Here is a 12,674-nt window from a genome sequence, read left to right as displayed (position 1 = left end):
CATGTTACGCGGCGGTGGTGTCGGTCGTGGTTGTTGTGGTGGGGGGATGCAGTGGGCGGGGTGGCTCGAGCAGTTGGTGGCGTAGTTCTTGGAGGTGGCGGCTGGTCGCTGATGTTTGGGTGACTCCGCGCCAGCCGCGGCTGGCGCGGTCGAGGACGGCCCATACCAGCGACAGACAGCTGGTTTCGCCGGGTAGGCGGCCGATGACCTTGACCCGGCGACGGGATTCTCCGAAGGTGCGTTCGATGAGGTTGGAATGGCGGATGCGTGTCCAGTGTTGGCGGGGGAAGCGCAAATGCACGCTCAGCGAGGCGAAGTCGTTGGCCAGGCAAGCGACCGCGGCTGGGTAGAGCCCGCGGTATGTGGTGGTGAACTCCTCGGCGCGGCGGGTGGCTTCATCCACGGCCTGCTGGCCGGGTGGCTGGTCAATGTCATCGAAGATCGACCAGAACGCGGCTTTGATCTCGTCCTGGACCGCGACAGGTGTCTTGGCGATGACGTTACGGCAGCGATGGATCAGACACCGCTGACGCAGGCTTGCCGGAAACGTGGTCTCCCATGCGGCGATCAGGCCCGGCGCCCCGTCGGAGATGCCCAGTAGCGGCGGGCGTAGTCCCCGGTTCCTCAGGTCAGCCAAGAAGTCGGCCCACGCATCAGCCGACTCCGCTGCGGCTGGGGCCAGCCCAATAAACAGGGGCTTGCCGTCGGTGCAGATGCCCCAGGCGGCCAGCACCGGCTCGGCCGGGGCGTTGGGATGCATCCGAAAGTTCGAGGCATCCAAGAACAGGTAGTCCAACACCAGCTCATCAAGGCGTCGAGACGACCACGCAGCGAACTCGTCTTTGATGGCCGCACAAATCCGGCTCACCGTCGAGCGCGACAACGCCGCCTGCGAGCCCAGCACCTCGGCCAACGCGGCCTCGATGTCGCGATCCGACAAACCGCGCACCCATCCCGAAATCACCAACGCCTCCAGAGCGTGGGTGCGCGTCACCCCGGCACCGAATAGCCGCGAACAGAACCGCTCGTCGGTGTCGCGTAGTTTCGGGCGGCATAATTCGACCGAGCCCATCGTGGTCTTCACCGTCGCCGGCGGTTGATACCCATTGCGGTACCCGCCCGGGCCGTCCTGAACCCGACGCTGGTGACGGGCTCGGCCCAACACTGCTTCTACCTCGGCCTCCACGGCGACCTGAAACACCAGACGCACCGATAACCGCCCGACCTCCTCCAAAATCTCGGTCAACGGCCGCTCGGTCGCGGCGAACAACTGATCCATCTCAACACGCACACGCTCAATCGGCGATACTCGCTTGGTCACGGGCGTAGCCCCTCCTTCATAGCTTTCGTCGGTTGCGACGGAACCTACGCCCGTGACCATTTACACCAGCGATGAGACGCGACCAAAAATCCGCCCCGGCGGCACTGCAGGTCGTCGTCTTCGGTGCCTGCCCAGCGCGGCGAAGGTAAATCACTGATCGCGCTGTGACCGTCGTGCAGGTTCTTCCAAAACTCCGCCAGCGTCGTGGCGCCAGGATATCGCCCGGCCAGGCCTGTAATCGCAATCGGCTCTACCGCCGGAGGGGACGCCGAGTCTGGGTTCCTCGACGCGACCATCCTCGGGTCGGCATAGTCAGAGTCGGCATAGTCAATGGCCGTGGTTGCAGCAAAATGTGCAACGATGCCCCGGATTGAGCCGCGTTCGAGCAGAATGCTCTTTGGTATCGGCCCGATCATTTCCTCAAGTTTTTGCGCAAGTTGGTTTAAGAGAATCGAGTCGAGCCCATAGTCTTGCAGTGCGGCATCTTCGCCCACGGTTCCCTGTGGCACCTGCAGGATCCGGTGCACCAACTCGGAGATCCGGTGATTGAGTGCCGCCGGTAGCGCCGCCGGCCGATCAGGCGCCGGGGCGGCAACCGACGCAACCGTCGGCGCCGGCTTGGCTCGGATGATTCCGGAAACATCACCCGCGGTGACCAGAACATGTGGAGCTTCCGAAGCGAGGAGCCGTTCGAGGACATCAAGCGCGGATTCGCTTTCCAGCGCACGCAGGCCGGTGGCTCTTTGCCACGTGTCGACTTGATCGGCGTCGGTGAGACCGGTATCGCGCCACAAACCCCAGCCGACGCTCAGTGTGCGACCCGGCCCCCGTTGGGTACGTTGAGCAGCAAACGCGTCGAGAAATCGATTCGCGGCAGCGTAGTCACCACGGCCCAGATCGCCCACTGCGGCCGCAAGTGATGAGAAAAGGACGAAGAAATCAAGCTGATCACCCGCCGTGGCGGCATCGAGCGCTAGCGCGGCATCGACTTTGGATCGCAGGACACTGTCCCATTCGCTAGCCGACTTGTTGGCAAGCTTCGACTCGCCCATGGTTCCGGCCGCGTGCACTAGGCCGCGTATGGGGCCCCACCGGCCACGTACCGTGCGCAATGCCGCATCGAGCTGGCGCGAGTCGGCGACATCAGCCTGGCAATACATCACCCGACCGTGGGCCTGAAGATCGGCCAAGAGCGCGGCCTTCTGCGCATTGGGCTCCGCGCGCCCCAGTAGGGCCACCGCTGCGCCGCGCCCGATCATTCGCCGCGCGACCGCTGAGCCCAACGAGCCCAGACCGCCGGTAACCAGATAGACCGAACCATCTCGATAGCGGTATGGCTGTTGGGAATCCACGCGTTCGCGATAGCCACGAACGAAACGCTCACCGGTTTCGATTCGGGCTTCGCACACGGTTCCGACGCGCATTGCCACGAGTTCGCGCACGCAGACTTTCGCCAGCGCGCCAGCAGTCAAGCCGGGAGCGCGAAGCGATCCATAGCAATAACGGGAGGAGGTTTCGACCAACGCGCGCCCGATGCCGTCGAGCATCTCGAAACTCGGGTCGAGCTGCGAGTCATTGGTCACTAGCAGCCACCGAATGGCGTGTCCAACGTTCCGTGCCGCTGCGGTAGCGATCACGCGCCATGCTTCAACGTCGGGTCGCAACATCACGATCGCATCCGCCTCCACGCCGGCGGCGCCCGCGGCGTCGGCGAGATCGGTCGCCAACAAGAATTGGACTTGCAAGGCGAGTTGCTCAAAAGCCTGCCGCTCCTCAACACTTGCGCCGACAACAGTCAACCGGCCCGTCCATGAAACCGACTCGGCAAGCGGGGCGCGCTCCCAGGTGGGTTCCAACACAACCGGAAGAGGTGACGATTCAGAAAACGAGTCATTCCTTCGACCAGAGTTTGGCATCGGGTTGGCGCTCTCGGTGAACCAGCAGTGCTGACGCACAAAGGCTGACCCGGGAATCGCCACTTTCGCGGGCGGCACCGGATGCAACGCGCGCCAATCGACCCGTTCGCCTCGGACCCAACACTCGCCAGCCGTCGTGAAGTCAACACTCGACGGTGTTTGACCGGTGGCTGCAGTCCCCCGCAGTATCTCCGGCTTATCGGCGCCGGCCGCTCCATAGCTAGCCAGCATGCGCACGGCCTGTTCAGTGTCGTCTGCGAGGAACGCCAACCGTTCCCGTGCCGCATCACGACCGGACTGAAGCGTCCAAGCGATCTCGGCGAGGCTGGCATCCGACTTCGACAGCGCCGTCGCGAGCCTCGCCGCCGTACGACGCAGGTGCTCTTCGTCGCGCGCCGACACGATGATCCATTGCGGGCCTTCCGAGTTGCCGGAGTCCTCCCGCTCCGAGACGAACTCCTCGACCACCAGGTGGGCATTCGCCCCACCGAATCCAAAAGAACTGACGCCCGCGATGCGCTTGGGTACCCCGTGGGGCGAGTCGGTGGGCACGGACCATTCCCGCCGTTCGGTCACGATGGCGAATCGCGAACCGTCCAGCTGCAGTTGCGGATTCAGCCGCGCAATATTGATGCTGGGTGGAAGCTCACAATGCCGCAAGGCGAGCAGCACCTTGATGAGGCTCGCGCAGCCCGCCGCGGCCTCCAGGTGCCCGATATTTCCTTTAACCGAACCTATCCAGCAGCGCTGGTCGGCATCGTGGCGCCCGAGCGCCTTGCGTAGGCCGTTGACCTCGATGGGATCACCCAGCGGAGTGCCCGTCCCATGGGCCTCGACGTAGCTGATCTGGCTGGCGGCTACCCCCGCCGCGCGGATCGCCTCTTCAACTAGCTGCGCCTGCGCATTGGGATTCGGCGCTGTCAGCGAGGTGGCACGACCGCCGTGGTTGACCACTGCGGCGCGGATGGCACCGTGAATAGGATTGCCGTCTCGCAATGCGGCCCCGAGCGGCTTCAGCAGGAATATGCCCGCCCCTTCGCCGCGCACATACCCGTTCGCGTCGGCGTCGAACGGTCTACAGATTCCGTCCGGACTCAACATGCCGGCCTGAGCAAAGGAGATGAACAGCGTCGGATTCAGTATGACGTTCACCCCGCCGACCAGGGCCGCGTGGCAGCGACCAGAGCGGATCGCTTCCACACCGCGCTGAATCGCTACTAGCGCGCTCGAGCAGGCGGTGTCCACCGGCTCGCTCGGACCGTGCAGGTCGAGCAGATAGGACACGCGATTGGCCAGCAGCGAGTGCGCCGTGCCCGTCGACCCATGCGTCGTCACGCCGTCGGCACGCTGTTTCATCAGATCCGCATAGTCGGAGGTCGAAACGCCGATGAACACGCCGGTGTCGCTGCCTGCGAGATCGCTTGGCGCGGTACCGGAATCCTCTATCGCTTCCCAGCAACATTCGAGAACGATGCGTTGCTGCGGGTCCATCGATGCCGCCTCCTTCGGCGATATGCCGAAGAACAGCGGATCGAACTGGTCTACGTCGTGAACGAAAGCGCCCCAACGGATATCAGTGAGAGTCGTCCCCTCGCGAGCGCGCCCGGCATATTCACGCCAATCCCACCGGTCCGCCGGAATCTCGCTGACGCATGACCTGCCATCGCGCAGATGTTCCCAATATTCTTCCAGAGTAGCCGAATTGGGCATCCGACCGGCCATTCCGACGATCGCGATCGCATCGTCCGTAGGTCCCGGTGCAATCACCCTTGCGGCAGAGTCGTGCGCGGCCACGGCCCGCGCGGTGTCCGCGCGATCCACCTCTTGGGCCGCTATCGTCGGGTCGTCAAAATCAGCACTAACGACGCTCGACAAGTAACGAGCGATTCCGTTGAGCGTCGGATATTCGAATAGGGCTGCGGGCGTGATGTCAACGTTGAAGCGTTGTCCTAGTTGAGCCGCCAACCCCGTGATGTTGATCGACTGAAATCCGAACTCGCCCAGGTTCGTATCGGGATCGAGCTCGCCTGGTTCAGCTTTCAGGATGTGCGCAGCGATATTGGTTGTCTGTGCGAGAAGCTGCGGAACCGCGTACTCGCGGACGACACCGCCAAGCTCTGCGGTCCTGGTCGGATTGAGCAGCCGGCGCAGCCGAGTCGCATCGCCGTAAAGCACAGTGGTCACAACGGCGTCGTCAACTAACGCCGCACACAGGGCTTGCCAGGCCGCCTCGTTCGGCATGGGACGGAAACCCGCGTTTTCCACGACCTTGGCCGAGTCCTCATCAGCGCGCATCGCCCCCTCGGCCCACAACGGCCAGTTGGTCGACCGGCTGACACCTGATCGCCGTCCCGCCGCACGCTCCTGCTCTCGCTGCTCGCACCAGGCGTCCATGTAGCGGTTGGCCGTCGCGTACGCCGCTTGGCCGCGGTTGCCGAATTGCCCGGCGATCGACGAGAAAGCAACGAAAAATCGCAAGGGCTCGTTGGCCAGTGCCTGGTCAAGTGCAGCGATTCCGCAAGCCTTCGGCGCCAGAATCCGATCAAAATCATCAACGGAGACATTTGGTACGAGCGCATCATGCTGCACCCCGGCCAGATGGAATAGACCGTCGATACTGCCCCACAACGAGTGGATTTCTTCCCTGACGCGGTTCAGTTGCTCGACGCTTGTGACATCTGCGGCGAGATGGGCGATGTTGCCGGACGTCTCCCCTCCCCGTCGCGACAACACGGCGACCCGCGCGTCCCACTCCCGCTCGAGCCATCGGGCCAGCACGCTTCCTACCCCGCCGGTACCGCCGGAAACGAGGTATACGCCGCCGCGGCGGAGGATCTCGGAGGGCGGCACTGGCAGCTGCCGTGACGACACTTCGGCAAAACGCCGCACGAACCGCTCCGCGCCTTCGTAGCGCACCTCTGCGTCTGCACTCTCTGTACCTGCCTCCGCCAACAGTTGTTCGCGGGAAGCATGGTGCGCAACTCGGATGTGGACACGCGGGGTTTCGAGCGCGACTGCTCGGCCAAGCCCCGACACCGCGGCGGAAGCCGGCGATCCGTCGCCGGCATGAACAATTCGGCATCCGGCGCGCGGCGCGTGATCAAGAAGCGCCTTTGTCCACAGAAATATCTCCCGCGCCGGCTGCTTGGACCTAGTCGAGTGCACGACGACCGACGGCAAGGCGGCCATCTGGTCCAGTTCACGCACCAGCCGCTGATAGTCCTCAACGACATCAGGATTGATGCGCCATTGCAGTGCCGAATTTCGCATGAAGCTATCGCCTGAAACGATTGTGCGTATCGAATCCCAAGGCTCATCGGCGAACACCAAAATGGATGAGGCTTCGGTGAGGCCGCTCCCGACCTCCGACGATTCCCACACCTCCCGAGCGCAGAGCAAGCCGGCGCCAATACCACTGCCTGCCCGCGGGGTAAGCGATCGCGCCCGGAAGCCGCGGATATCCAGTACCACCGACCCGCTGTCGTCATATGTGGTGACGTTGAATACTCGGTCCCCCTCGTCGCCGGCAGTCACCGCGCGTACCCATCCTCGCCTTGGTAATGGGGCGAAAATATTGAGGCAGTCCAGCGAATATGGGACCCGCAATCCGTCAGCCGAACCATCCGTTTCGGCCAGGGCTGTCTGCAACGCCCCGTCTAGCCATCCGGGTGGCAGATGCGAGGGCCCCGGCTCAGCCTCGATCCGGCCCCACCGTCCCGTCACCGCGTAGTGAATCTCCTGAAGCCCGCGAAACACCGGGCCCAACTGCAATCCACGCTCCGCGGCATACTCGTAGAACTTTTCACTCGTCATGTGTTGGCTCGACAGCGCGATCTCGGCCTCGGGGTTAACTCCGTCAGGGGGATCTCCGTCCGGTGCGACCGCAACGCTGCCAGAACAAATGATCGTATGCCCGCGTACGACGTCAAAGGTTGCGCCGGCTGCCTCGCGTCGGAGGTCGATCGAGAGTTTCAGGCCTTTGCCATCCGAAACCGGCTCAAGCCAACGGACACCATGCAATCGGCCGACAGGCACTCCCAAGAAGTCTGCTCCCACCGCGCGGGCGAATTCCAGCAGGCAGACGCCAGGCAGCACCGGTTGGCCACCAACGTGGTGCTGCGCAAAGAAATCTTCGCGCCCGCTGAACACGAACTCATAGCTGGCGGCATCCGAAGTCCGGTGTCGGACGACAAAAGGATGCAGTCCGACAGGCGTCTTTTCCCGGGCCAGCCAGTAGCGCTTGTCGCCAAACGGATAGGGCGGCATCGAAATCACCCGATGCTGTGCGGCCGGATACACGTCAAGCAACGCCTCGGTATCGCCGTTGACGTAGGCCGTCAATGCCGCGGCCATCTCTTGGTACGAACTGCCCGGCGCATGCTCACGTGTTTCTCCGGCCAGCCATCCAGCCAACTCGTCCCAGCTCTCGCATACCACACCGGTGCGGTGCCGAAAGTGCGACCGGCCACGCGCCAAGAGCGATGCCGCCACATACAGCGGCAGCTTGGGATCGCGCCGTGTCACCCACTCAAGCAGGTCTGACCGCTTCTGGGCCAGCGCCGTGGGTGTTTTCGCGGACAACGCGATTACTTCGTAACGGCGCGCGGCGGGAGCGGTGCGCGCATCAATCGGCGCTTCCTCTAGGACCATGTGGCAGTTGGTTCCGCTGAACCCGAACGAGCTCACCGCAGCACGCCGGACGCTGTCAGCGGCCCAGTGCTTGGCCTCACTTTGGACGCGGAACGGCGTGTCTTCCAACGTCCCCGCCTCCGCACTGCGCTCGAAATGCAGTGTCGGCGGCAATGCTTGGTGGTACAGGCACAACGCGGCCTTGATCAGCCCGGCTACCCCAGCAGCGAGTGTGGTGTGCCCGATCTGCGACTTCACCGAGGTCAAGCAACAACGCTGCGCCCCGTCGGCAACAGGAAATACCGAGCGCAGAGCCTCCAATTCGACGGCATCGCCGAGCATCGTGCCCGTCCCGTGTGCTTCCACCATCCCAATCGACTTGGGCTCGACTCCGGCCCGCCGGTAAACGTCCTCGAGTAACCTGCGCTGCGCTTGGCCGCTCGGCGCCGTTATCCCATTCGTTCGCCCGTCTTGGTTGGAGCCGCAACCCCGAATCACGGCATATATCCGGTCGTTGTCGCGCAGGGCCGCTTCGACAGGTTTGAGGACAACCACTCCGACGCCTTCGCCGAGAACAATTCCGTCTGCCGACGCGTCAAAGGCGCGGCATCGGCCACTTGCCGAGAGCATGCCGGTATTGCGCGCCTTGACGTGCAGATCGGGCGTAAGCAGCAGCGCGACCCCGCCCGCCAGCGCGATGTCACAATCCCCGGTTTCGATGCTCGCGATCGCCTGCCGAACAGCTACCAACGAGGATGAACACGCCGTGTCAATCGACAGGCTGGGACCCGTTAAGTTCAGATAATAGGAAATCCTCGAGGCTAAGATTCCGGCCGCAAGACCAGTGAACGCGTAGGACGTCTTGGATTCCGATTCATCGAGCAGCTGCATATAGTCACCGGTGCTGGCTCCCGCAAAAACCCCGCAGCGTTGTCCTGACAAGCCGGCCTCAGAGCATCCAGCATCTTCCAGGGCTTTCCACGCCTCAATCAGAAACAGACGCTGCTGTGGATCCATGATTTCGGCTTCGGCGGGTGATATTCCAAAAAACATCGGATCGAACCGGTCGACTGATTCCAGGAAGCCCCCAACAGCACAGCCGTTCGTCTGATCCAGCCCAGGACCACAATCCGCAAAGTTGTGGTCATACCAGCGACCGACCGGTACGTCGGTGATACAGTCGCGGCCCAGTCGGATGTTTGCCCAGTACTCGTCAGCGGTGTCTGCCCCGGGAAATCGGCATGACATTCCGACGATCGCGATACCCGTGACAGTGTCACCGTTCGGCGCCGCAACTCCGAGTTCCTCGGGTGAAAATAACCGGGTATGCATCCGGTCACACGAGAACACCACGCGGTTGTCATCATCGACCAGCGTCACACGAAAAACTGACCCAGCAGAATCCCGTTCCACGAGTTCCACCAGTGCATAGGCCTCGCGCAGGTCAACAGGTGCGGTGGTGCGCACGTTCTCCAGCAGTACCGGCAAGTAAACACCCGCTACCCCCAAACGATCATCCTTGATGCGTGCGAGGCAGAGTGCAGTGACGAATGCGGCGTCGACCAAGGCGGGCGCGGTCAGATAGGATTTTGATTCTTCGACCGCCGCTGGCGTCACCTTAAGTCGCGCCACCGCGCGCTCGTCGAGGAAACGAATCTCTTCGATTGATTGGTAGAACGGCCCGAATCCGCAGTCCTCGGCGGCGTAATGCTCGGCCCCAGACAGGCGGGCGTCGGCCCTGTCAAGAACCGCCCAGTGGTCTGCGGTGGGCGCCAGCTGACCATGGTCCACACTTGCCCTGCCCGACGCATGGATCGTGTCACCCACGCAAAAACGAAACGCCCATCCGCTCCCTTGTTGATCGTGCTCTAGCCGTAGCCGCACCGCGCGGCCAGCATCCACCCCGATGGGCTGGGCTAAGTGCAACCGCTCGACGAGCAGCTCGCCGCCAAGAGCCTGAGCCAGTAGTTCCAGATATCCGTCCGTGGGAAATACACACTGTCCGCAGACCCGATGGTCGCGCAGAAGCGGTGATTCATCCGCCTCGAGCCGCCACTCCAGTACGTCGGCCTGCTGTGGGCTCGCGGCAGCATCGAGGAGTTGGCCGACCCGGTCGGCGACTGACTCCTCCGCGCCGAGCCGAAGGATCTCAGCCGCACTCAAAGTGATTCCAAAGTCATTCGCAATCCGAAGTGACAGCGCTTCAGCTTCCGGCGAAGACAACCAAGGAGTGGCTTGCGTCATTGGCGAACCTCCGAAACGCTCAGCGCGATTCGCGCCCGTATTTCTTCTTGCCGACCCAGCGCCTTAGGCTCAACCGGCTGAGGACTCGCCGCGGCGCCCCCGGCGCCGGCCGAGTCGGCCACGAGAGCAGCCAACGTGGCAACTGTGGGACAGTCGAATAATTGGCTGGCGCGAATATTGATGGCATATCTGCGGTTCAGGAAGCGGACCAGTTCCACGGCCAGAATCGAATCGAGGCCAAGCTCGACAAAAGGCCGATTGTCGTCAATGGCGGCCTCGTCCTGGAACAGGACCTTGGCCAATTGGCTGCGTATCGATTCACGCGCCTCGGCGAGGCCCGAGCTACCTGCCGACCACTCGGTGTTGTTGACTTCGCCCTGCGGTACTTTCGTGCCGCCGGGGATCAGCGCGAGCTTCAACTCCTCCGACTTGGTGCGGGGTCGGGGAGCCGGCCGGTGCCGCAGCTGAATCCTGTTTGAGCCCTTGGATGTTGGTGGCGGATGGTCGGAAGACTTGGCCCGCGCAGCATCGGTGAACCAATGTTGGGTGCGCGCGAAGGAATACCCGGGCGCATTGATTCGTCGTGGCCTTTGGTCACCGTACAGCGACCTCCAGTCAATCTCCGCGCCCGAGATCCACAACTTTGCGATTTGGTCCAACTTCCCTTTTCGCCAGAGCGCGCGCACATAGTCGCGGCCTTCTTCCTCGTCGATTGGAATTGCGCTGCTTCCCGTCTTGCCGAGGAATTGCGTGGTGCCGGCAGGCACTGCCTCTGCCATGTGCGAGAGTTGTTCGCGCAGTTCCGCCACCGAGCCGGCGATAACCGCACCGCGATAAGCCATCGGCTCGCGGCCGGTCTGCAGTGTGTAGGCCAAGCGCCCCAGGTCCTCGGGACGAACGTTCGCCTCGACGTGCGTGGCGAGAACACCGGCTGCTTCGCGGACTTGTTCTTGGCTTTCCGCAGACAGCACAAACAGGTGCGGGCCGTTGCCCGCGGGTCCGACCCGGGTTGGTGGGGGTTGCGGCGCTTCTTCGACGATCAGGTGCGCGTTGGCGCCCCCAAATCCAAATGAGTTGATACCGGCCCTGCGCGGCTGGCCGTTCGACGAGGTCCAGTCCTTGCCCTCGGTAACAAGGTAGAAAGGCCCCTCTTCGAGAGTTGGGTGGCGTCTTAGGACTGGTGTAAAAACGCTGGGCGCATGTTCCTGGTGGTCATGTTACGCGGCGGTGGTGTCGGTCGTGGTTGTTGTGGTGGGGGGATGCAGTGGGCGGGGTGGCTCGAGCAGTTGGTGGCGTAGTTCTTGGAGGTGGCGGCTGGTCGCTGATGTTTGGGTGACTCCGCGCCAGCCGCGGCTGGCGCGGTCGAGGACGGCCCATACCAGCGACAGACAGCTGGTTTCGCCGGGTAGGCGGCCGATGACCTTGACCCGGCGACGGGATTCTCCGAAGGTGCGTTCGATGAGGTTGGAATGGCGGATGCGTGTCCAGTGTTGGCGGGGGAAGCGCAAATGCACGCTCAGCGAGGCGAAGTCGTTGGCCAGGCAAGCGACCGCGGCTGGGTAGAGCCCGCGGTATGTGGTGGTGAACTCCTCGGCGCGGCGGGTGGCTTCATCCACGGCCTGCTGGCCGGGTGGCTGGTCAATGTCATCGAAGATCGACCAGAACGCGGCTTTGATCTCGTCCTGGACCGCGACAGGTGTCTTGGCGATGACGTTACGGCAGCGATGGATCAGACACCGCTGACGCAGGCTTGCCGGAAACGTGGTCTCCCATGCGGCGATCAGGCCCGGCGCCCCGTCGGAGATGCCCAGTAGCGGCGGGCGTAGTCCCCGGTTCCTCAGGTCAGCCAAGAAGTCGGCCCACGCATCAGCCGACTCCGCTGCGGCTGGGGCCAGCCCAATAAACAGGGGCTTGCCGTCGGTGCAGATGCCCCAGGCGGCCAGCACCGGCTCGGCCGGGGCGTTGGGATGCATCCGAAAGTTCGAGGCATCCAAGAACAGGTAGTCCAACACCAGCTCATCAAGGCGTCGAGACGACCACGCAGCGAACTCGTCTTTGATGGCCGCACAAATCCGGCTCACCGTCGAGCGCGACAACGCCGCCTGCGAGCCCAGCACCTCGGCCAACGCGGCCTCGATGTCGCGATCCGACAAACCGCGCACCCATCCCGAAATCACCAACGCCTCCAGAGCGTGGGTGCGCGTCACCCCGGCACCGAATAGCCGCGAACAGAACCGCTCGTCGGTGTCGCGTAGTTTCGGGCGGCATAATTCGACCGAGCCCATCGTGGTCTTCACCGTCGCCGGCGGTTGATACCCATTGCGGTACCCGCCCGGGCCGTCCTGAACCCGACGCTGGTGACGGGCTCGGCCCAACACTGCTTCTACCTCGGCCTCCACGGCGACCTGAAACACCAGACGCACCGATAACCGCCCGACCTCCTCCAAAATCTCGGTCAACGGCCGCTCGGTCGCGGCGAACAACTGATCCATCTCAACACGCACACGCTCAATCGGCGATACTCGCTTGGTCACGGGCGTAGCCCCTCCTTCATAGCTTTCGTC

General features: G+C 63.4%; 4 protein-coding genes and 1 pseudogene. All 5 read right to left on the bottom strand.

Annotated features, from left to right (window positions below; genetic code table 11):
- Positions 1-4 precede the first annotated feature (4 nt).
- Positions 5-1,279 (bottom strand): IS256 family transposase, encoded by a 1,275-nt coding sequence (locus ACO07W_RS18740; RefSeq protein WP_421840071.1) that lies wholly within the window; start codon positions 1,277-1,279, stop codon positions 5-7.
- Between the two features lie 86 nt (positions 1,280-1,365).
- Positions 1,366-10,110, bottom strand: a complete 8,745-nt coding sequence (locus ACO07W_RS18735) for an SDR family NAD(P)-dependent oxidoreductase (RefSeq protein ID WP_421845182.1) — start codon at positions 10,108-10,110, stop codon at positions 1,366-1,368.
- Positions 10,107-10,889: a phosphopantetheine-binding protein gene (locus ACO07W_RS18730; protein WP_421846101.1), complete on the bottom strand. Its 783-nt coding sequence runs from the start codon at positions 10,887-10,889 to the stop codon at positions 10,107-10,109. The genes ACO07W_RS18735 and ACO07W_RS18730 overlap by 4 nt, the downstream gene beginning before the upstream one ends.
- Before the next feature lie 3 nt (positions 10,890-10,892).
- A pseudogene (locus tag ACO07W_RS18725) lies at positions 10,893-11,213 on the bottom strand (ketoacyl-synthetase C-terminal extension domain-containing protein); the annotation flags it as partial.
- A 114-nt stretch (positions 11,214-11,327) separates the two neighbouring features.
- Positions 11,328-12,602, bottom strand: coding sequence for an IS256 family transposase (locus ACO07W_RS18720; protein WP_421840071.1), 1,275 nt, complete (start codon positions 12,600-12,602; stop codon positions 11,328-11,330).
- Positions 12,603-12,674: the final 72 nt, after the last annotated feature.

The organism is Mycobacterium sp., assembly GCF_965230835.1.
In the GTDB taxonomy this organism is placed as follows: domain Bacteria; phylum Actinomycetota; class Actinomycetes; order Mycobacteriales; family Mycobacteriaceae; genus Mycobacterium.
This window is presented reverse-complemented; position numbering and strand designations above follow the sequence as displayed.

Coding starts and splice junctions, on each gene's coding strand:
- ACO07W_RS18740 (WP_421840071.1), bottom strand. CDS start 1,279: ATGGATCAGTTGTTCGCCGCGACCGAGCGGCCGTTGACCGAGATTTTG.
- ACO07W_RS18735 (WP_421845182.1), bottom strand. CDS start 10,110: ATGACGCAAGCCACTCCTTGGTTGTCTTCGCCGGAAGCTGAAGCGCTG.
- ACO07W_RS18730 (WP_421846101.1), bottom strand. CDS start 10,889: ATGGCAGAGGCAGTGCCTGCCGGCACCACGCAATTCCTCGGCAAGACG.
- ACO07W_RS18720 (WP_421840071.1), bottom strand. CDS start 12,602: ATGGATCAGTTGTTCGCCGCGACCGAGCGGCCGTTGACCGAGATTTTG.